The organism is Pseudoalteromonas sp. NEC-BIFX-2020_002 (assembly GCF_013002825.1).
In the GTDB taxonomy this organism is placed as follows: Bacteria; Pseudomonadota; Gammaproteobacteria; order Enterobacterales; family Alteromonadaceae; genus Pseudoalteromonas; species Pseudoalteromonas neustonica.
On sequence record NZ_JABEPJ010000016.1, the window covers coordinates 50,234 to 72,702 of the forward strand.

Genomic DNA, 22,469 nt, shown 5'->3' on the forward strand with positions numbered 1-22,469 from the left:
GCCAAATGACATGGCAACTAGTAATCACTAAATACATATTAGGTGTTGCCGGGCTTATATTTGCGAATAACGTATTTGCAGCTAACCTAACACTTAATTTTGTTGATCAGTATGGCGCTCCTCTGAGCAATACAGTGGTTGAGCATGTAAATGCAAACAGCGTTACGACACAAGATAATTTATCTATTCTTGAAATGGATCAAGTGGATAAGCAATTTTCACCGGTTTTATTAATTGCCCAACAAGGTCAACAAGTTAATTTTCCTAATAGCGATAATATTCGCCATCATGTTTATTCATTTTCACCAACAAAGCCCTTTCAATTAAAGCTTTATTCAGGACAACCTGAAAAGCCAATTACATTTGATAATGAAGGTATTGTTGTTTTAGGCTGTAATATCCATGATTCAATGGTTGGGTATATCTATGTGTCAAAAAATAAGCATGTTTACCAAAGTGACGAACAAGGTCGTATCGAACTTAAAAATGTGACATTACCTGTTCAATTAAGCGCATGGAATCCTTTACAAAAAGCGACGCTTGAAGAGAAAAAAATTATTTCATTAGCGATAAACACACCGAATAATATACAACTTAGCTTGCAAACAGCAGATCCTGCACCGCGTAACACGTTTGGTAATAAGTTTAAGGGTCGCAATGACTAATAGCTTAAAAAATCGCATCATTATTTTATGTGTTGGCTTGGTGCTGCTAACAACAATGGTTAGCCTATTTAGTTTTTGGTGGTCAACCAGCGAATTTAATGAAAAAAAGGTCACACAGGATATTAATGTCGCTGAAAATGTTTATAAGCAATACTTAAGCGCTAAACAAAGCTTATTGCTCACCGCAGCAAAAGTATTGACCTCTGATTTTGGTTTTAAACAAGCGGTAGCCACTCGCGATGCTGATACTATTAGTAGTGTATTATATAACCACAGCCAGCGTATTAATGCAGATTTAATGCTACTACTTGATTTATCGGGTAAGTTAATTTCATCAAATACCCCGCAGCAGAATTTTAGCAATGATTTAGTACAGTTAATGAGTGAGTTATTAAACAACTCAGAACAGTCTAATTTTGTTGTATTAAATAATGAGCTTTACCAAGTGATTTTACTACCCGTTAAGGCGCCGCGCACCGTAGCATATAGCTTGGTGGGTTTTAAAATTGATGAAAGTGTTGTGCTGGAGCTTAAAAACTTAACCGGTTTAGATGTTAGTTTTATTGCCAAAGGAGATGATTTAGTACGAAGCTCCTTATTAGAGCGACCAGTTCCATTTATACCAACAGAGTACTTCCATAAAAAAACCACCTCACGTATTTTTGGCGAGCAGCTTGTATATCGCAATCGCGATCTTTCTCTACCGTCACTTAACCAGCATTCAGTGAATGTGATGCTCAGTGCTGATCTAACACAAAGCTACAGTGAATTTGAGCGACTATTTTTTACATTAATGTTTCTGGCCGCAATTACGATAGTAATAGGTATTTTCACCAGTAGCCTACTTGCAAAAAATTTGACTATGCCGTTATCGCAGTTAGCCAGTTTAGCGCGTCAATTTGCGCGCGGTAATTATAGCGTTGATGCGATGAGTAAAAAGCAAAGTAGTGAAATTTCAACACTCATTGATGCATTTAAAAACATGGGTAACGATATTCAAGAGCGTGAGCAGCAAATTAGTTTTGCAGCTAAACATGATACCCTTACAGGCTTTTATAATCGTTCAGCAATGCTAGAAGTACTCAATGAGCAGTTAAATAAAGATCGAGAATATACACTGGTGGCTATCGATATCCGCGGCTTGCGTCATATCAACGATAAGTTAGGACCACGCATTGGCGATGATTGCTTAAAAGCAGTTGCAGGTCGTATAGCCGAGTTTTCTGATGAGTTTGGTGGCTTGCATGCACGTATTGGTGGTGATGAGTTTTTAACTGTATTTCCAAGTGATGGTAGCCAGAACTTTAAAAATGACATTGTAGGTTTAATGGCGCAGTTACAGGCTTGCTACACCATTCAGAAATTAAAAATTAACCTGCGTTTTAGTACCGGAGTTGTGCAATATCCTGCTCAAGGCCTAAAAGCGGATGACTTAATTCGTCGCGTATTAATCGCTGTTGATAACGGTGAAAATGCCCATGAGAGTATTCATTATTATCAAGCGGGTGAAGATGAGGAGCATCTAGAGCGCTTAGTAATGATTGATGAGCTTAAGCAGGCTATCGCAGATGACGACGGCCAATTATTTATGACTTACCAGCCTAAATTAAATATTGCTTCACAAAAAATTGATAAAGTTGAATCTTTGATCCGTTGGCAGCAAAAAGATGGCCGTTGGATTTCGCCGGAGCTATTTATTGATTTAGCTGAGCAGTCAGGTTTGATAGTCGAGCTGACCGAGTGGGTTATAAAAACGGTGATTAAGCAGGTTGAACAATGGCAGAAAAATGGCATTTATATGCAAGCTGCAATTAACGTTTCAGCGCAAGATATTGCATACCCTGGATTTCATTCTAATTTAGTGAGCACATTAAAAAATTATTCGGTCGCGCCTGCCTTGATCACAATAGAGCTGACTGAGCGCGATATGATCGAAAATGAAGAGAAAGGCATTCAAGCGCTTGAAAATCTTAAAGCAATAGGGGTGAAAATTTCACTCGATGATTATGGTGTAGGACAGACATCGCTGGGGCGCTTGAAAATGTTACCTATCGACGAGCTTAAACTGGATAAGTGCTTTATTTTAAAACTTGATGAATCAGAAAAAGATCAATTTATTGTAGAATCCACGATCACGCTTGGCCACCAGTTAGGGTTTTCAGTTGTTGCAGAAGGGGTGGAAACCGCAGGGTCACTTGAGTTGTTAAAAAGTATGAAATGCGATCATGTGCAAGGGTATTATTTGAGCCGACCTTTAAAAGCGGATGTTTTTGAACAATGGTTAAAAGAGTTTAACAATGAGCATGCTTAAGTTTTTTTTGGGATTTATTGCTTGTTTATTACCATTTAGTAACTTTGCAGGGCAAGGGAAATTATTAGCAACGCCTGGCGTATCGCAAGTTGAAGGTAGCGCGGGTGGAGGTTTAGTCCCTTGGGCGCAATTAGCAGGTTATGCAACAGACGATGAGTTTGCAATCAATGGGTTTTGCAGTCGCGCAGACGTAAGTGATTATACCCTTGATGTTTGTGGTGCGCAGATCAATTTGTTTAATCGTGTTGAATTCAGTTATGCAGAGCAACATTTTGATGTGCCAGCATTAAACACAAAAATAGAGCAGTCAATCACCGGTGCTAAAATCCGTTTATACGGCGATATAGTGTATAGCCAATGGCCACAATTAAGTTTAGGCGTACAACATAAATCACTACGCGATGGCGCCGTAGCAACACTTGTCGGCGCAGAAACAACAAGCGGTACAGACATTTACCTTGCAGCAAGTAAGCTTCATTTAGGCGCTTTGGCGGGCTACAACTGGTTTTGGAATATGACTACGCGCTACAGTGAAGCGAATCAGTTAGGGTTGCTTGGCTACGGTGGTGCTAATAGTCGTCAAAAATTATTATTTGAAGGCAGTACGGCTATCTTTCTAAGCCGTGATATTGCAGTAGGTATTGAATATCGCCAAAAATCAAACAATTTAGGTTTGGGTGAAGAAGATTGGCGTGATGTATTTGTCGCTTGGATGCCTAATAAGTATGTCAGCGTTACGGCTGCTTGGCTCGACTTGGGCAGTATAGCTGGCGCAGATGATCAAACGGGTTGGTATTTATCAGTAACAGGGTATTGGTAATGAAAAGCACACTAATAATAGTCGCGTTATTGCTGATGCTGGGGGGCTGTAAATCCACTGGTGCTCCAACGTTGTATCAGCAGCTAGATGGTAAAGCAGGAATTGAAAGGTTAATTGATAGCTTTATTAATCAGATTGCGCGCGATGAGAAAATAATTCACTATTTTGAAGATGCAAACATCACGCATTTTCGTGATGGGTTTATTAACCACTTGTGCGCTTTAACTGACGGGCCTTGTGAGTACATCGGCGATGACATGGTCGCGATTCATACTGGTATGAATATTAATGAGACTGACTTCAATCATGTTGTTGAGTTACTTATTAATGCGATGAATGAACTGAATATCAATCATACAGTGCAAAATAAAGTGTTAGCAAAAATGGCTCCATTACGAGCTGAGATTATTGAAATTTAAACTTGGGAAGGCACCCAGTGATACTTAAAATAGCTTCACTGGGCCCTTTTTATTCAAAGTGGTATTTAAGGAGCGCGGTGGCCGAGTATAATTATTAGCAACACAAGTAAATTTAGTTAAGTATTCTTATTTCAAAACGGTAGAGATATCGGCAGATATTTTTTTTCTTTGCAAATAAATACATATCCTATGTTTTAAGTTTCTGATAAATGTACTCCTACTAGAATGAGAGCCGGAATTAGCAAGGGCTATTTCACTTTCAAAATGCTCATCTTCAGCAACAGGGTATGGTTTTATACCAACTACTTTCAATCCAACTTCGCTATGGAATTGTATGTCCATGTCTACAGGTCGATAAAAAGGTTTGCGGTTTAATAGTTTTTTTGCACCTTCTAAGCTTAAAATATATCCTAGCGTACCATTTGGTACTTTTAAGTAATTACCTAAAACTAAATTGTGCGTCAAAGAGAGCGTGTCAATAAACGGTATGGCTCTGTTATTTGATAGCTTTATCAGGTCCCAATCTTTTAACTCTTCGGTTACTTTAATAATTGATTTTAAATGCTCTTCGATGAGTAAGTCATCTTCGAGAACGACGCAAGTTAAGATATTTTCATCAACCATTTTTTGCCATAAACGCATGTGGCTAACATAGCAGCCAATTTCACCGGGAGTAAGATCTCGATGATAATGCTGTTTATTTTTTTTAGGGCAATACCAAAGAGCGCGCTCCTTAGGCGTTAGTGTTTTACCTACGGTCGCTGTGAAACGCTGTGCTTTGAGCCCAATATGCTCTAATCGAGAAGCTGTCGTATGCCAACGTTCTTTACATGATGGCATGTTAATAATATAAATAGGGGCTGTCATACATTTTAAATTCGTAGTCAAAGTAAGCTATAATTCTAGCAGTTTTGTTTTTATGTTTCAGCAAAATATAGTGGCGGCACATGTTCATTTAGATGAAGTGGTATTCATTACTGTAGGATGCTTAGTTAGTATAGCAATGAAACACAGTAAACTATGTAATTTTAGGTATAGTAAATATCCTGCCTAAATTCATTTGAATAGGACGATAATGAAAAATTTAGTAACCGCCACGTGGTTAAATGAACATCTAACCGACCCTAAACTCGTTATTTTTGATGCAGGAATGGTGCGTCCTGGTTTACCTGGGCAATATCAGCCTCACGCTAAGCTACCCAATGCTTTGCGCTTTGATTTTAAAAAGCAGTTAGCGGATTTATCCAGCGGCTTATCGCATACTATGTGTAGTCCTGAGCAGTTTACCGAGCAAATGCAATTGCTGGGTGTTGATAATGATTCACTTGTTGTTATTTATGAAGATGGCGGACTATTTAGTGCCGCGCGTGGCTGGTGGATGTTTAAAGCAATGGGCTTTGACAACGTTAAGGTTCTCAGTGGCGGTTTAGCTAAATGGCAATCACTCGGTTACCTCACTCAAGTTGAATACAGCCAAAATCACCACAAGGGTAATTTTAAAGCAAGAGCGCGTGTAGGGTACTTTATCGATACAGCAGCCGTGTTTAATGGTATTGATGACGATGATGTACTTTTGCTTGATGCACGAAGCTATAAGCGTTTCACTGGCGAAATGGCAGAGCCTCGCGAAGGTATGCGCAGTGGGCATATTCCTAATAGTTGTTCATTACCGTTTGCAGCATTACTCAATGACGGGGAAGCTAAGCCACTGACACAAATAAAAGCGGCGTTTGAGGCGGTAATAGATGGCCAAAGTATCTTACAGTTTAGTTGTGGGTCGGGCGTAACAGCGTGCATATTGGCATTGTTTGCTGATGAATGTGGCTACGAAAACTTACATGTATACGACGGTTCATGGAGTGAGTGGGGCGGCCGTGATGAGTTGCCTATCGAAACCGGCTCTAGCCCAGCACGTTAAAGTGCAAACCCGTAGTGTTGCCAGTAATCAATGGCTTTGTTATTGAGAGGCTGGCGTACTTGTACTTTACTTGCCGTTGCTGACGGGCTGTGTTGTTTGTAAAAATCTAAACATTGTTCTTGCCACGTTAAATCACAAAATGCATAAACCTGCTGCGTGCTTGCAATCGGATTAGTTACGAGTTCTTCGTACTTTATAGTGATTACATTATCAGGGTATTTATTTGTAAAGTGCTCAATCAAATCACCGCAGTCTTCATAAAAGTTCTTTATATTATTTAAGTTATAGCTGTAGTGATGAAAGGGACTTGCTGGATTATAAAGTTGGCGAAAATTAGCAATACAGCTGTCTTTTTCCCCGCGTTGCATACAAATAATTTTAGCACTAGGAAAGGCTGCTAAAATTAAATCAATATAATAAAAATTGAATGGCTGTTTATCGCAGCTACGCAGCTGTGGATCCACTAGTTGCGTAATACGCTGTTGATATTGAGCCAATTGTGTTGTTAGTTCGCTATTTTTATACACGGCATTGATTACGCTACTATTTAACAGCTGAGTATTATTGCCTTGGCAAAGCTGGGCAATGTCATTGAGTTCACCCACCCCTTGTACGTGTGCTGACTGGTTTATTATTTTCTCCATCAAAGTAGTGCCGGAGCGCGGCATACCCACAATAAACAATGGTGCAAAATTGTTGTGATTTATTTGCGGCCTATAATCATCACTTAAAGCGATAAGCTGCCTACAAAATTCACGATGGGCTTGTGCGTTATATTTAACATTTTGATAGATAAGTTTTTTACTTGTATTAAAGTGAGTAAAGGCCTGCTTATAATCAGTGCAATGTTCATAATTAAGTGCAATTGCGTGGTGCAAAAATTGCTGCTGTATCGGGGTTTTAGCGTACTCGGTTAAACCTAAAAGCAGTTGTAAATGCTGCTTAGCCTGTTGGTTATCGTTAAGTTCGGCCAGTGAATAGTGAGCCTGAAAATGCTGCGGGTGTTGTTTTATAAGTGAATGCAGTAGCTGTACTGCATCATTAAATTGCCCCATTATTTTATACGCTACAGCTAAGTTATAGCTCATCTGTGGATTTGTAGGAGCATGTTGATGAGCCTGCAGTTGCCATTCTAACGCGAGTTGATAGTGCCCTAAACGAGTTAGTACATTGGCAATTAAATCGCACTCAATAGCATTAAACTGTGTGTGCTTTACTGCTTTATTAATCGCTTGTTGCGCATCTAACAGCTTGCCACTGAGTACCGCTAATTTTGCCAAGTGAGCAAAGTATAATGGCATTGGATCAATGCTAATCGCTTTATGGAGTAGTTTATGTGCCTTGCTATTATCGTTTGCAGCAATGTTTATTTGCGCGAGTAAAAAATAACTAAAGTGATCATTCGGTGTGTTGTTAATATTACTGACCAGTAATAAATGCGCGTCGTTAAGCTTGCCATGATTAATAGCGTGCTCAATTTGTTGTTGTAGGTTTTTTTGAACGGATGTTAATTGCATAGTAATAAGCATAAAAGCCTTGGCGTAAAACACCAAGGCTTTTTTAGTTTACAAAGAGCTGTTATTACAGTTCAAAGTTATACGTAAACTTCATACCAATAGTACGAGGTGTTGTGGTGTAGTGACCATACACACGTTGTAATTTAGGCAGTTCTTTGTTTAGCTCTTCGTACTTAGTCATGCCAGCCCATGATTTATCACGGCGTACCGAGGTAAACGCGTACTTATCGAATAAGTTATCAACATAGAGAGTGGCTGACCACATATTACCGGTTAACTTGGCTGATAAGTTACTCAGTGCATAACCTGAAAGTGTTTCGCCATCAGCTTTTAAGCCGACTTTAGTGATCACATCACTTTGCGCGGTCATACCGTAGTTAATGCTTAGCAATTTATCATCGAGTACATCTTGCTCGTAACGTAGGCCAAATGAAAACTGATGCTCAGGCGCGCCTGGTAAACGGTCGCCATCAGAGCCATCGTAATATGTTTGATACTGTGCGTATTCATCGTCCAGTACACCTAATAACCCAGGAGCATCTTCAGTTAACTGTGCCTTTGCATAAGCATAAGTGGCGTAGGCAGTCCAGTTATCAGCAATCATTGCGCGAGATGAAATTTCCACGCCCTTTGAGTTAGCTGTAGCTGCATTTGAGGTGATTAGCTCTTGACCATTTACGGTTGCAGTCCCGACTTGTGCGTCTTTCCAGTCAACGTTAAATAGCGCCGCATTAAAGTGTAAGCGATTTTTAAACCAGCTTGATTTAAAACCTAGCTCATAGTTTACTGTGGTATCGGGTTCATAACCAATTTCATTTGGAAGAGCACAAACTATTTGCTGTTCAGGTAATATATCAGGGCAAGGTGCTAGACCGTTGCCACCGCCAATTCTAAAGCCTTCACTTACGGTAAAATAGGCAAGTACACCAGAATTAAATGTGTAATTAGCATTAAATTTAAATAAGTTACCGTTATCACTGGCGCTCGTATTCACCATTGTAAGTTGATCTAATGATGAAAAATCACCTGAGTACAACGGTGTTGCTGAGCCAGATGTTGTTGATACATCATACTCGTAAAAACGCGCGCCAAGTGTCACGTTAAATTGCTCGGTAAAGGCATACCCTACCTCACCAAATAAAGCTTGTTCAGTGATCTCAGAGTCACTGACTAAAATATACTCGAGATCTTGTTGCAGATTAGGAATATCATCGCCCCAAAACTCAGTTAAACCGGGTGTGTATTCGCGATCGTCTGAGTGAGTTTCAAGTTTGTTGTAATAACCACCGACAATCCAGTTAAAAGCGCTATCAGAGTTAGACACTAAACGAATTTCTTGAGTGAAACTATCACGTTTTGACGTATCCAAAGTTTGCGCTACAAACGCAGGGAAATCAGCATAACCACTCCAAATATCGTAAAGCAAATCAGTTTGGTCACGTTGCCCAGATTGCTCATAGCTTGACCAGCCTGATGCCGACACAAGTTCAGCAAAGCCTAAATCAGCTTTGATCTCTAAACTTAATAAATCGTTTTCTTCTTCACCCGGCTCAAGAATACGCGCGGCATTTTCATATTGACCAATCATACCGTGTAATGGGTTGGTATCGCTTAGTGAATTATATTGCGATGTTGAATTGCCACCGTTTTCTTGCTTTTGATAAAAGTAGTTAAGCGTAGCCTCAACCGCTTCATTAGCTTGCCAACGCAGTGATACACGACCAGTAGTGATTTGCTCATCATTTACGTCACTAACACGGCGTAAGTTGGCGTTTACATCTTGCTGATTGGTAAAATCTGGATTTGGGTTTGATACACCGGGGTTTTGCACCACGTAGTTATAATCGATATAACCGGGTTAGTGTAATGATTTACACTGGCGCGAATAGCCAACACATCCTCAATTAAAGGCGTATTGAATACCAAGCCAAACTCACCGCCCGTACCGTCACTTTCATTTAATGCAAATATATCACCGGTTACTTGGCCTTCTGTAATATCAAGCTCAGGCTGCTTTAATAAGTAACGAATAGCGCCACCTAATGTACCAGCACCATACAAAGTGCCTTGCGGGCCAATAAGTACTTCAACACGATCAACATCAGTTAAACGTAAATCAATATTAAGTGGAATTTCGCCCACATAAGTAGCAACAGTACCGCCGTCAGAAATACGATCAGAGGTATTGGTATTTAAGCCGCGGACAATAATCGGTGAGCCTTCACGCCCGCCTTGATCAGAAATAGTTAAACCGGGCACCCAACGCGCTATATCTTCAAGATCACCAATGTTTTGATCTTTGATCACATCGCCATCAAGAGCGGTAATATTAAGGGGGGCTTCTTGCACTGAACCCGCACGACGAGTTGCAGTTACTTGAATAGTTTCGATTGCTTTATCTGCTTGAATTGCTGATTCAGCAGCTGATAGTGGTTGGCTATTAAATAAAATGGCAGAAACGGCAGAGGCAAGTAACGCAGGTCTAAAGGCAGTCATGTTCATTTTCCGAATAAGTTACAGTATATTTATGCTTAAAAAGTAGCCTAAACCACTTTGTAAGGCGCAATTAAGTAAATTCTTAGTGAATTTATATCCAATTGTAATGTATTTTTATTCTGATAGTCATGCGTTATTTGCAATATTATTTAAATTATTTGAATAACTATTTACTGTTTTCGGTACGGACAATTTTTACAGTTGTTTTTGCAGCAGTTGCCGCGCTTTAAAAAAAACCAACGACTGAATACCATATAGCCGTTTTGCATCTCATAATCGAGGCGTTCAATTAAATTAGCATTACTTTGAAAGGGCTTAGCAAAAGCGACTTGTTCTTTAAGGGGGCGCTGATACAGCGTGTTTAAAAATGTATTAATTTTTTCCAAAGTACACACTTGGCATAAACAGCTGGTGGTTGTGCTATCAAGCGGTAAAATAGCAGGCAGCTCATTGCACCAACAGGCATTGATATTATCAACATTGCAGGTGAGAGTAGCTTGGCATTGCGAACAGGCTAAAGTAGTCATTCAATATTCATTTAAGCTTTAATAATTATCATCTATAGAATAACAGATAAACACATATGAACAGAGCACAAGCCTTAGCAGAATTTACCACCTTTGGTAAACACAAAGACGAAGCCATCGGCATTATTGTTTCATCACTAGCAGATGATCAAAGCCCAGCCTACATATTAACGCTCGAAGCCGTACTCGATGTGCTCACTCGATGCCTTGCCGGCGAGATAGATTTAGACGATATTGAGCTGTGGGCCAATGTTATTGAATCAAGAACCGACATAGACCACAGCGCTGTCGAAGGCGCAATTTATGCCTTAAGTAACAGCGAACAAATGGGTGAGCTCGATAATAGTAAAATTGAGAGACTGGTTGAGTTGTTGAAAATTTAGCCGTCAGCCGTCAGCCGTCAGTTTAGAGATAAAATATAAACCGTGCTTGACTTAACAAGCATGGTTTATATTTTTGAGCTTACAGCTTACAGCTTACAGCTTACAGCTTACAGCTTACAGCTTACAGCTTACAGCTTACAGCTTACAGCTTACAGCTTACAGCTTACAGCTTACAGCTTACAGCTTACAGCTATTACTTATGATATCCCAAGCAGGTTTCTACTTCGTTTTTAGAACCTAAAATAACGGCTACACGCTGGTGAATGGCGTCTGGTTGAATATCCATGATGCGCTCAGTGCCTGTTGATGCAATGCCGCCAGCTTGTTCGATAAGCATGGCCATTGGGTTTGCTTCATAAAGTAAGCGTAGTTTATTTGGTTTGTTTGGATCCTTAGTGTCGGTAGGATAAGTAAATAATCCACCACGACATAAAACACGATGCACATCACCTACCATGGCTGCAATCCAACGCATGTTGAAGTTACGAGCGCGTGGGCCTGTTTCGCCAGCCATTAAGTCATCAATGTAACTTTGCATAGCTGGTTGCCAATGGCGTTGGTTTGATGCGTTAATAGCGTATTCGTTGGTGTCTTCAGGTACTTGTGCAAAATCTTGAGTAAGTAAAAATGTGCCGTGCGTTTTATCAAGGGTGAAAAAACGTGTACCTTTACCGGTTGTTAGCGCAAGAGTAGTGCATGGGCCATATAAAACATAACCCGCCGCAACTTGATTTTTACCCGGCTGCATAAAGATGCTCTGATCTGCTGCATCTGAACCTTCAGGTGCTTTCATGATAGAGAAGATAGTACCGACTAATGAGTTGATATCGGTATTTGATGAGCCGTCAAGCGGGTCGAATGCGACGATATATTCAGCGTCAGGGTTACCCGCAACGGTGTAATCTTCTTCTTCAGAAGCAATCGCTTTTACGTAGCCTGATTCCAGTAATATGTCTTTGAGGAGCTGGTTGGTTACTACATCAAGTTTTTTTTGTGTTTCGCCTTGAATGTTTTCATCAAGTGTTGAACCGAGTACGCCTGAAAGTGCACCTTGGCCAACACGAAAAGAAATTTCTTTACATGCAGCTAAAATGGTTCGGATCAAAGAAATTAATTCTCTTGGGCAACCGTCTTCAAGTAAAACCGGTGGAAGTCTACGCATTCTATTTTCCTGATAACGTTATGGGCTGTAATAATCTTTTTATGTGAGAGCGACTATGACAGCAAGCGCTGAATTTCGTCTTAAATAACTGTATTTTAGATGTAACATCCTATACTGGAAGTACCCATACAATCTTAAAACGCGAATAACAAAGATAAGATTATGCAAAAAATACCATTGATACGTTACATACTCTTTACTGTGTTGCTAACTATGATAACCCAAGCGCACGCAGCAATTAAGTCTATAAATGATTTTACTGAACAAATGAATCATTTTCCGGGCTATTTCTCTTTTTACTACGATAATGAAAACGGTAAAATTTACTTAAAAGTAGATAAACTGAAACAGCAATTTTTACTACAACAAAGTTTACCTTACGGTGTTGGCTCTAACGATATTGGCCTGGACCGAGGCCAACTTGGCAATACACATTTAGTGCAGTTTGAGCGCTTTGGCGACAAAGTGATGCTCAGAGCAATCAATACTTATTATCGTGCAAATACCACAAATAAAGCTGAACAAAAAAGTATAAAAGAAGCGTTTGCATCAAGTATTTTAGCGGGTTTTAAAGTTGTTGCACAAAACCCACAAGCCGTATTGATTGATTACACTCCTTATTTATTGAGTGATGTACATGGTGTAAGCCGAACACTCGCTGCGCGTAAACAAGGTAACTTTAGTTTAGACGAAAATCGCAGTGCTGTGCTTGTTGAACGTTCAAAAGCGTTTGTTAAAAACACTGAGCTTGAGGCTGTACTCACTTTTAAAGGCTCTCAACCGGGGGAGTTTATACGTCAAGTAAGTGCCGACCCTTATGCATTAACTGTGCATATGCATCATTCATTAATTCAATTACCTGATGATAATTACACACCGCGTAAATTTCACCCTCAATCAGGGTATTGGAGTATTGAACACAAAGACTATGCAGCGCCTTTGAGCGAGTCAATGCTGGTACGGTATATACCGCGTCATCGTCTTAGTAAAAAAGATCCCTCATTACCGATAAGCGATCCTGTTGAGCCGATTACTTATTATTTAGATCCAGGTGTTCCTGAGCCAGTAAAAACCGCTTTATTAGACGGTGCTAAGTGGTGGGATGATGCGTTTGCTCAAGCGGGTTATAAAAATGCTTTTATTGTAAAAGTGTTACCAGATGATGCGGATCCGATGGATATTCGCTACAACGTTATTCAATGGGTACATCGTGCTACACGCGGATGGTCTTATGGAAGCTCCGTAATTGATCCTCGCACCGGGGAAATTTTAAAAGGCCATGTAACGCTTGGCTCGTTACGCGTTCGCCAAGATATATTAATAGCAGAAGCCTTAGCTGCGCCTTACTTAGAGGGTAACGAAGTTGCTAAAACCCTACAAGCAATGGCTTTAGATCGTATTCGTCAGCTTAGCGCTCATGAAATTGGTCATACCCTTGGTATAGCCCATAACTTTTCAGCATCAGTGGCCGATCGCGCATCAGTGATGGATTACCCACACCCATTATTAAGCTTTACAGATAAAGGTGAACTTGATGTTAGTCGTGGTTATGCACATGGTATGGGGCAGTGGGACACGCAAGTTATAAAATATGGTTACAGTGATTTCACTAATCTTGATGAAGACACTGAACTTGCTGCTATTTTGGCTGATAATAAAGCCAAGGGGCTTGAGTTTATTTCTGATACCGATGCGCGTGCAAAAGGCGGTGCTCACCCAACAGCACACCTTTGGGATAATGGGGCATCGCCAAGTGATGAGTTAACGCGTGTACTGGCTGTGCGAAAACTCGCTTTGGCTAATTTTGGTATTAAAAATATTAAAACGGGCGTGTCGATTTCACAGTTAGAAGAAATGTTAGTGCCACTTTATTTATTTCATCGTTATCAAGTTGAGTCTGCGGTTAAATTAATTGCAGGTGTTGATTATGACTATGAGGTACGGGGTGATACCGCGATAAAAGGTGCGCAAGTTGTTGAAAAACGAACTCAGCAGCTTGCTCTAACAGCTATCTTTGAAACATTACATGCAGATAATTTAGTGTTGCCTGAGTCTATTTTAGCGCTGATCCCACCAAAGGCGTATGGTGAGTCTAAAAATCGAGAAAGCATTGTAGGTCGCACGGGGTTAACGCTTGATGCCATGGCACTTCCTGAAGTGGCGGCGCAACATAGCTTATCTTTATTGCTTAATAGCCAGCGTTTAAACCGTTTGGCGCAACAACAAGTGCGCAGTGATGCATTTTTTAGTCTGGATGAATTACTTGCAAAAGTGTATCAGCAAGTGTTTTTAATTCAGAGTAAAAAAGGCATGGCAGGTAAAATTGACCAGCGAGTACAACTTCTTACTGCCAAACAGTTCGCTGACTTAGTGGCCAGTGATAAAGTAGCGCCAGAAGTGCAAGCTCAGCTGCGTTATTACTTAGTAAAATTGAATAAAGTCTACCAGCAGGATTCACTACTAAGCAGTGCCAGTGTAGGCGATAGTGCGTTTAAACAGTATTTAGCTGATCAAATAAGTCAATTTTTAAAAACAGGGCAATGGCCTGAAAACTTTAAAGCATTACCAATTCCACCGGGTTCACCTATTTAAATGTAGGCGCGGGTTTATCCCGCGCACTTGAGGCACCCATGCGCGATGTAAAATCGCGCCTACCATTTTTCTTGCATAAAACTGGTTTTTTGTTAACCTAGCCACCTTCCATTTTTAGTCTTTTTGAGGTGTTTATGGCGTTTTTATCTCGGTCGATATTGGCGTTATCTATAGCACTTTCAAGTCTGCATCTTTCTGCCCAAGCTCAGTGTGAAGTTGAATTAGGTCATGGTTTAATCATCACCGACGATATTATTCGTATTGTTGATAAAGGCCAAACACGCGTCCAAATTAATAATGATAATCAATTGTTTATCCGTGGTTATTGGATTGACTTAAGTAATGAGGAAAGTTTGGTTTTAGCCCAGTTTAGTGCCGGTATTCGCGATACCGTGCCTGAGTTAGTTGAGCTGGCTACTGATGGTGTTAATCTGGGTTTAAGTGCGATTGAGCAGGTTGTTGAAGGTATGTCTGATAAAGAACCTGAAGTACTAAAAACACAACTGCAGTACGTAGAGCGTGCATTAATGGATAAATTTAAACGCGGTGATGACTTCTTTTTCATCGCGCCGCAATCATTATCTAAAATTGATGATTTTTTTACCGAAGAGATCAGTAAAAAAATTCACTCAGCGGTACATGGCTCATTAGGTGCAATTTTGGTTTCACTTGGTGATGCGTTTAAGTCACGTGAAGGTAATATTGAAGATCGAATCAACGACATGGGTTTACGTATGGATATTATTTCGAAAGAAATTGATAAGTCACTCCAGAAAAAAGCGCACCAACTTGACTTAAAGGCCTCTGAATATTGTGAATGCTTAAACTCGTTAGATGTAACAGAATCGCGTTTGCAAATGATTGTACCAAGCTTAGCTGATTTTGATTTAGTGCAAATAAAATCCTAAGCACGGGATGCTAAATAGCTAAAAAAAAGCCCGCTTTTATTTTGCGGGCTTTTTTATGGGAAGTAAATAAGTGCTTATGATCTAAACTTACCGGCTTCAGCTTCAAGGTTGCTGGTGAGGCCTTTAATTAAATCAGTTGCTGCGTGCGCTTGATGCGATACATCAGCTGTCTTTGATGCCGTATCAGATATTGTCACGATACGCCTAGCGGTGTCTTCTCCTGCGTCAAGCTGCTCTTTAGCTGCTGTGGCGATTTGGTGGCTCATTTGTGCAATGGCACTAAGGGATGATGCAACGCGTTGTAGTTCTTCACTGGCATTTTTAGACTTCGCAACCGTTTGTTCGCTAGTCGCAATACTCAGGTTTACAGATGTTTTAGCGTCTTGCGTAGCCGTTTGTAGTTTGCCAATCATATTACGAATTTCTTCGGTGCTGGTTTGCGTGCGTTGTGCGAGTTGGCGAACTTCATCGGCCACAACGGCAAAACCACGGCCTTGCTCACCGGCTCGGGCCGCTTCAATTGCAGCATTAAGTGCAAGTAGGTTAGTTTGTTCGGCAATACTTTGAATGACACTCAGTACATTGGCAATGTTGTTAACTTCGTCATCAAGTGTCTGGATATTATTACCAGCGCTGTCAATTTGCTTTTCAAGAAGTACAATTGTTTCCGCCGCTTCGGTTGTTAAATCGTTGGCTTTTTGCCCTTGATTTTCAGCTTCTTGAACAGAGTAGGCTGCTTGTTCTGCATGCTCAACAACAGTTTGCGCAGAGGCCGTAAGCTCAGTGATAGCTGATGCGACCATATGCGTTTCTTCATTTAGGCTCAGTGTTAGTTTATCAAGTTCAGTTGAGCGTGACTCGTTATCAAAGCTTTGACTTTTAAGGCTATCAGTGACGTCTTTAATACTGCCTACTACACCACGTAAACCTTGCTGCATATATTGCATGGCTGCAATAATGCTCTCAGGTGGCGCGTCTGTACGAATATGTGAGTTTAAATTGCCACGAGACACTTGTTTTACTATATCTATAACTTCAGTGACCTCGCCGCCAAGTGCATTGCTCAAAGCAATACCAAAGCGAGCAATTGCAATAGTTAAAACAATTGCAATAACAAGGGATAAGCCTAGTAACCACTTTGCGGTATTCCAATAACGCTCGTCGACTTCTTTAGCACTAATGCCAGTACCTACATACCAACCAAAGTAGGGCGTTTTCTGTACTACTGAGGTCAAATCAACTGTTTCGCCATCACGGACTGAATCCCAGTGGTAAGTAATAATTTTATTCGTTTGACGACCAACTAATTGCTCAACCATACGACCAATACTTTTACCGCTGGCATCTTTAAAATCATTAAAGCTCGTACCATGCAGTTGGGGATCGTGAGGAGTGGCAATAAAGTCAAGCTCGTCATTTACCACGTAAACATATTCAGAATCATGGTATTTGTTTTCACGAAGCATGTTAGTTGCAAATTCGCGGGCTTGTTCTTGGGTTAATTGTCCATTTTGAGCGAGTAACTCAAATTGTGCGACAATATTGCTGGTACTTTTCATGAGCTGATTTATACGCGCAATATTATCGGTTTCGCTAGCGTGGCGCAGCGACTGTAAGCCAAGTAATGCAATAGCATTAAGTGCTATAAACATCGCCCCAGCAAATAGGATAGTTTTTGTTCTTAATGCTAAACCTGACAGCACATTGAGCCCCTTATTTATATTATGACCCTAAATTTCTACCATGTTTATCGACCCGTTGTCAGATTTAATTAATGATTATTAGGGAGTTTTACGTGATTTTTACTCAAGTTAAAAAACTTGCTGAATTAAAGATTAACCTCTTCAGATGTTAATTGTCGATACTCACCACTTTTTAAAGAGTGCTCTAGTTCAATACCATCTATTTTCTCTCTATGTAACTCAACAACTTTATTGCCTACGGCTGCAAGCATTCGTTTAACTTGATGGTATTTACCTTCGCTAATTGATAAGCGTAAGCTAAAAGTAGCAAGTTGCTCTGCAATGGCTGGCCTTGTGATTTCTTTTTCGTTATGTAGTTGTATACCTTGACGAAGTTGTTCTAGTGCATCTTCAGTTATTGGCTCTATGGTTTCAATTAGGTAAGTTTTAAACTTATTGTGTTTTGGTGAGGTAATTCTATGAGACCAATCGCCATCGTTGGTGATCAAGACTAATCCTGTTGTATCGATATCAAGGCGACCGGCAACATGAAAATCACTCATGTTAGGTTCATCAAATAAATCAAATACGGTGGGATGCATGTCATCTTTGTTGGCACATATATAACCCACCGGTTTATTTAGCATGAAATAGCGCTTACCCAAAAATACAAGAGGCTTACCTTGCCAGGTTACTTCATCTGTTGCTTTGATTGATAGATCAGGTGCGGTCGCGAGTTCTCCATTAACTAATGCAAATTTGCTTTTAAGCCCGGCTTTGACTTTTGTACGTGGGATCTCAGCAAGGTGGCTAATGAATTTATCTAAGCGGCAAGGGAATTTCATTGGGTTCACATTTTTAGTCGGCTACAATGGCGGCGATTATAGCCGATAGTGATATACCATGACAGTATCAAGCGGACAAATATTACAGTATTACAATACACAAATCACCATGGGTGAACTTGAGCTTGATACTGCGCAGTTAAAGGCTGTAACGGCACTTGATGAGTTAGCAAACGCTTTACAGACACCCCTAAAATGGTGGCAGCCACCGCTTGTTGTAAAGGGGGTTTATTTGCATGGGCCTGTCGGGCGAGGCAAATCGATGTTGATGGATGTATTTTATACTCGCGTGATGATTTCACAAAAAACGCGTCTACACTTCCATCATTTTATCGCGCAAGTACATCAGCGTTTAGCGCAATTACAAGGAATTAAAAACCCGTTAGATCAAATAGCCAAGGAGTGGTCAGCCAATCTTAAATTAATATGTTTTGATGAGTTTTTTGTTTCTGACATTGGCGACGCGATGATCATGGCTGGGTTATTTAAAGCATTATTTGCAAGACAAGTCGTGCTTGTTGCAACTTCTAACTGTCAACCAAAACAGCTTTATTACAATGGCCTGCAAAGGGCGCGGTTTTTACCTACGATAGAATTAATTAAGCGGCATTGTCATATTATAGATGTAGCGGGAGAGGTCGATCACCGTTTTAGATTTGGCCAATTAGCGACGCATTACTTTGTTGGGGCTTTAGAGCGTACATTAATCTCGCACTTTAAAAGCTCTGAAAACCATATAAGGCAAGGCTCAAATATTAGCGTCTGTGGTCGTAATATGACGTACTTAGTGCGCAGTGAAAATGCCATTATGTTCGACTTTATGGCGCTTTGCTCAGGAGCTCGTAGCACCGCAGATTATATTTATTTAGCGCAACATTTTACGCGTATTTATATTGCAAACGTGCCAGTTATGGGAGCAAGTGCGACAAATAAACAAATAGTGCATGGTATTGAAGATAGCTATCAACGTGAGAAACAAGATTTACAAGAGCATACACTCGATGACGAAGCGAGACGCTTTATTGCGTTAGTGGATGAGTTTTATGATCGCGGTAAGCTATTGGTGATTGGTGCCGATGTTGCTATTGCACAGCTCTATCAAGGTAAAAAATTGGCTTTTGAATATGCACGAACTGAATCTCGATTGGTTGAGATGCAAAGTTGGCCACTTATAAATTAAAAAAGGCAGGCTTTTTCAAGCCATGCCTTTGGTAACAACCTAGTAGGAATATAATCTAGCTCAATTTAAATCGAGCTAGGTATAAATTTATAAAGCTAATTATATTTTTAATATATTTAGCTATCCATCGATAGTCACAATGCTAGACATTCACTTCCACTAAAAAGGATGAGAATTATTTTATTATCTAAGGCTGTGACTGTTAGTACGCTCACTACTTTGGACGGGCAGAACAAAGATTTAGTTAACGTTTTAACGAATAGATTTGTACAGGCAATGTTTTATGCAATTGCGGACAAAAACTCAATAAAGAATGGCTCGTTTATTTCCCTATTTTATATCTATTTTATATCTATTCATTAAAAAACAAATGGTTACCTGTTTATTTTTTTGTGGCTCTTAAAACACGTTTATTTAATTTGTTGAGTAACTTTGCTTTTTGTCACTATAAAAGGGTATCCTTTCTGGTATCTAAATTGGAGGTGTTAATAGCCGTTTATGAATATGAATCAGCCGTTTCTGTTAGGACCTTGTCGAGTTTTACCCTCTGAGAATAAATTAGGTTGTGCAAATGTTGAAGTGGTCTTACAACCAAAGTTCATAGAGCTATTGTGTTTTTTAGTTTCTCGCTACCCAGAAGCCGTTACTCGTGAAGAGTTAATTGAAAATGTATGGAATGGTAATAGCTATGTAGGTGAAAAAGCACTTACGAATGCTATTTGGCACCTGAGAAAAGCATTTAAAGAGCTTGACCCCGATACTATTTATATTGAAACACTTCGTAAAACAGGGTACCGAATTACGCTAACGCCATGCTCTTTAACCCAAAATGAATTAGTAGCAATACCCACTAAAAAAAGTATATTTTCTCGTTTTTCATCAATGCAAGTTATATGTGCTGTTATTACAGTTATTGTGTTTGTTACTAGCCCCTTTTATTTCCTACATGATAACTCTAGCAAAACTCGCAATTACAAAACACGCTTAACTGATCATATTGAAACACTAACTACAAGCCCAGGGCGAGAGCTGTTTCCGGGGGTATCAAACGACAACCATTTATTAGTGTACTCATGGGGAGAGCCGGGTGAACTTGCCAACCTTTATTTACAGGATTTATTTTCTCCCGAGCAAGCTGCTATTGCTTTAACAAATAGCGATGGTATTGAAGGGCGTGCCGTTTTTAGTCCTGATCAGCAACGTATTTATTATTATCGGCGTTCAGATGGTGGTAAATGTGACATTATTGAACAAACACTTAGTGGTGCAGCTACAAAGGTGCTCGGTAGCTGCGCTGTAAATTTTACGACAGATTTAGATATTAGCGCTCAAGGTGATAAGTTGGTCTACATCAGCGAGCGAACAGTTGACGGGACGCTCAGTTCAGAGCTCAATATTATTAACTTATCATCAGATAAAGCCGTTAGCCAAGTACCGTGCAAACAAGCGTGTAATATTCAGGATGAATCAGTGGCTTTTTCTCCAGATGGTACGAAATTGGTTGTTTCACGCAATTTACCCGATGGCCACGAAGAATTATTTTTAATCGATATTAGTAGCGGTGATACACAACAACTCACATCAGGCTTTTTGGATCTTCGAGGGGTAGATTGGCATCCCCAAAAGAGTCAGCTGGTATTCTCTGCGGTAGAACATGGGCAGCGCCAAGGCTACTTTTATCATTTAGATACAAATATTATTCAGGATTCAAAGGTTACAGGGCTAAGTTACCCTGAATATGCAGACGATGGGACTTTATATTTTCATCAGTGGCATACAGATTCAACGCTTATGCGGGTTGAGTTGGGGGACAATGTTGCCAGCTCTCCATTTCCAGTGCTATCCACTGATTTTAATATGCGTTATGCAGATTTTAATGAATTAAAAAATAAGTTTACGTTTATCTCTAATGAATCTAATGAAAGTGAATTATGGATAGCGGATCAAGATGGTACAAATCGACGGCAGTTAACTGATTTTAAGTCGGGTATTTTTAATCCTATTTGGTCACCTGATGGACGTTACATTGCTTTTACGTTATTCATAAAAGGCAAAAATCAGCTTTATATATATGATTTTGAAAAACAAGTAAGTGAGCAGTTAAAGACCGGTTTTAAGTACCATGCAAAAGTGTCATGGGGGAAAGACAGTCAAACTGTTTTAGTGTCGGATAGTAAATATGTGCATCGTTTTAACCTTAATGGTAAAAACTTAGGAAAAATGATTGAGCAGCCTGCTTATTATGCTTATGAAACGCAGCAAGGTGATTTAATTTTTGCTAAGCCGAGCGCTAAACAGCTTTGGGTTAAATATGCAGATTCAGGTAGGGAAGAAGTGCTAGTGCCAAATATAAACTTGTCGAATGATTTGGCATGGCATTATGTTAAAGCGGATGAAACAAGCCTTGCGCGGATTTATTATTTTAATGTAGATCGGGCTGATTACCGTTTGAGTTATTACGATTTAGCAAACCAAAGCCATCATGATGTTATGCGCTTACCCGAGCGGGCATTTAGCCGAGCATCAGGGCTGACTTATATAGCTCAATCTGGTTGGTTAGTTTATAGCGCTTATAAATCACCACAAATAGATATAAAGCGCATTAAAGCTCAGTATTTACCTTGAGCTATATCGATTAAAAAGTACCGCTAAGTGCATTTGCGGTAGATATCGTCAGACATGTCATGAACATTGACGCTTAAACTATCTGATTCTCGGCAATAGGTTTTTAGGCATGCTAGTAAGTGTTCACTCAATTGTTGTTTTTGCGCTACGGTACGACCTTGCATAATATGCGCCCCAACATGGATAAAGCCTTCTTTCCCGTCTCCTAATTGATAATGGGTATAGGCGATTGCCCGCGTCTTTATTGAGTCGAGTTCGAATAGATTACTTTCAAACGCGGCTTGGTGAATTTTTTCGACCAACACCTGTGGTAAAATGGGTAAATCTTCAGAGTGTTCAATAACAATGTGTGGCATTACTGGTTCCTTTAAATGATCGTTGAGTTTATCTTAGCAGAATACAAATGCATAAAGACACAC

At 40.0% G+C, this 22,469-nt stretch carries 17 protein-coding genes and 1 pseudogene; 10 read left to right on the forward strand and 8 right to left on the reverse strand.

All coding sequences use genetic code 11. From position 1 onward, the window contains the following. Positions 1–5: 5 nt before the first annotated feature. Genes HJP15_RS16550 through HJP15_RS16565 form a run of 4 tightly spaced genes read left to right on the forward strand, consistent with a single transcriptional unit; the run spans position 6 to position 4,215 of the window. Positions 6–665, forward strand: coding sequence for a methylamine utilization protein (locus HJP15_RS16550; protein WP_170174173.1), 660 nt, complete (start codon positions 6–8; stop codon positions 663–665). Next, entirely contained in the window at positions 658–2,976 is a 2,319-nt protein-coding gene (locus HJP15_RS16555) for a bifunctional diguanylate cyclase/phosphodiesterase (protein ID WP_054203022.1), read from the forward strand. The genes HJP15_RS16550 and HJP15_RS16555 overlap by 8 nt, the downstream gene beginning before the upstream one ends. Next, the gene (locus HJP15_RS16560) at positions 2,969–3,796 is read left to right on the forward strand and encodes a DUF3034 family protein (RefSeq protein WP_170174189.1); all 828 of its coding nucleotides are present in this window, start codon (positions 2,969–2,971) and stop codon (positions 3,794–3,796) included. Before HJP15_RS16555 ends, HJP15_RS16560 begins: the two co-directional genes overlap by 8 nt. Then, positions 3,796–4,215, forward strand: a complete 420-nt coding sequence (locus HJP15_RS16565; RefSeq protein WP_170174174.1) for a group I truncated hemoglobin — start codon at positions 3,796–3,798, stop codon at positions 4,213–4,215. Before HJP15_RS16560 ends, HJP15_RS16565 begins: the two co-directional genes overlap by 1 nt. Before the next feature lie 126 nt (positions 4,216–4,341). On the opposite strand, the gene HJP15_RS16570 is transcribed toward HJP15_RS16565, so the two are convergent. After that, a complete protein-coding gene (locus HJP15_RS16570) occupies positions 4,342–5,082 on the reverse strand; it encodes a glycosyltransferase family 25 protein (protein ID WP_170174175.1) in 741 nt (246 codons plus the stop codon). Positions 5,083–5,290: 208 nt separating this feature from the next. Here HJP15_RS16570 and HJP15_RS16575 point away from each other — a divergent pair, with 208 nt between their 5' ends. Next, a complete protein-coding gene (locus HJP15_RS16575; RefSeq protein ID WP_054203026.1) occupies positions 5,291–6,133 on the forward strand; it encodes a sulfurtransferase in 843 nt (280 codons plus the stop codon). Here HJP15_RS16575 and HJP15_RS16580 read toward each other — a convergent pair. From HJP15_RS16580 to HJP15_RS16590, 3 genes and pseudogenes are all read right to left on the reverse strand, one after another. After that, positions 6,130–7,650: a tetratricopeptide repeat-containing sulfotransferase family protein gene (locus tag HJP15_RS16580; RefSeq protein ID WP_249365885.1), complete on the reverse strand. Its 1,521-nt coding sequence runs from the start codon at positions 7,648–7,650 to the stop codon at positions 6,130–6,132. The two genes, HJP15_RS16575 and HJP15_RS16580, sit on opposite strands and share 4 nt — an antisense overlap. Before the next feature lie 64 nt (positions 7,651–7,714). Beyond that, a pseudogene (locus HJP15_RS16585) lies at positions 7,715–10,146 on the reverse strand (TonB-dependent receptor). 170 nt (positions 10,147–10,316) lie between these two features. Then, on the reverse strand, positions 10,317–10,673 hold the full coding sequence (locus HJP15_RS16590) for a DUF5522 domain-containing protein (RefSeq protein ID WP_054203029.1): 357 nt from the start codon (positions 10,671–10,673) through the stop codon (positions 10,317–10,319). A 56-nt stretch (positions 10,674–10,729) separates the two neighbouring features. Here HJP15_RS16590 and HJP15_RS16595 point away from each other — a divergent pair, with 56 nt between their 5' ends. Continuing rightward, positions 10,730–11,056, forward strand: a complete 327-nt coding sequence (locus HJP15_RS16595; RefSeq protein ID WP_170174177.1) for a hypothetical protein — start codon at positions 10,730–10,732, stop codon at positions 11,054–11,056. 193 nt (positions 11,057–11,249) lie between these two features. Here the strand turns inward: HJP15_RS16595 and HJP15_RS16600 are convergent, their stop codons facing one another. Beyond that, complete coding sequence (locus tag HJP15_RS16600) at positions 11,250–12,218, reverse strand: class 1 fructose-bisphosphatase (protein WP_054203031.1); 969 nt, start codon at positions 12,216–12,218, stop codon at positions 11,250–11,252. 162 nt (positions 12,219–12,380) lie between these two features. On the opposite strand from HJP15_RS16600, the gene HJP15_RS16605 reads away from it, so the two are divergent. Continuing rightward, complete coding sequence (locus tag HJP15_RS16605) at positions 12,381–14,810, forward strand: zinc-dependent metalloprotease (RefSeq protein WP_170174178.1); 2,430 nt, start codon at positions 12,381–12,383, stop codon at positions 14,808–14,810. A gap of 134 nt (positions 14,811–14,944) precedes the next feature. Then, on the forward strand, positions 14,945–15,718 hold the full coding sequence (locus tag HJP15_RS16610) for a YggN family protein (protein WP_054455901.1): 774 nt from the start codon (positions 14,945–14,947) through the stop codon (positions 15,716–15,718). 74 nt (positions 15,719–15,792) lie between these two features. Here the strand turns inward: HJP15_RS16610 and HJP15_RS16615 are convergent, their stop codons facing one another. Both HJP15_RS16615 and rsuA read right to left on the reverse strand, forming a co-directional pair. Then, positions 15,793–17,421, reverse strand: coding sequence for a methyl-accepting chemotaxis protein (locus tag HJP15_RS16615; RefSeq protein WP_170174179.1), 1,629 nt, complete (start codon positions 17,419–17,421; stop codon positions 15,793–15,795). A gap of 125 nt (positions 17,422–17,546) precedes the next feature. Continuing rightward, positions 17,547–18,245: a 16S rRNA pseudouridine(516) synthase RsuA gene (gene rsuA, locus HJP15_RS16620; protein ID WP_054203035.1), complete on the reverse strand. Its 699-nt coding sequence runs from the start codon at positions 18,243–18,245 to the stop codon at positions 17,547–17,549. A gap of 58 nt (positions 18,246–18,303) precedes the next feature. On the opposite strand from rsuA, the gene zapE reads away from it, so the two are divergent. Further along, positions 18,304–19,425 carry a cell division protein ZapE gene (gene zapE, locus HJP15_RS16625; protein WP_170174180.1) on the forward strand — a complete coding sequence of 374 codons (1,122 nt, stop codon included), beginning with the start codon at positions 18,304–18,306 and terminating at the stop codon, positions 19,423–19,425. Positions 19,426–19,929: 504 nt separating this feature from the next. Continuing rightward, positions 19,930–22,050, forward strand: coding sequence for a winged helix-turn-helix domain-containing protein (locus tag HJP15_RS16630; RefSeq protein WP_342884239.1), 2,121 nt, complete (start codon positions 19,930–19,932; stop codon positions 22,048–22,050). A gap of 23 nt (positions 22,051–22,073) precedes the next feature. Here HJP15_RS16630 and HJP15_RS16635 read toward each other — a convergent pair whose 3' ends face one another. Next, a complete protein-coding gene (locus HJP15_RS16635; RefSeq protein ID WP_054203038.1) occupies positions 22,074–22,406 on the reverse strand; it encodes a 5-carboxymethyl-2-hydroxymuconate Delta-isomerase in 333 nt (110 codons plus the stop codon). Between the last annotated feature and the right edge of the window lie 63 nt (positions 22,407–22,469).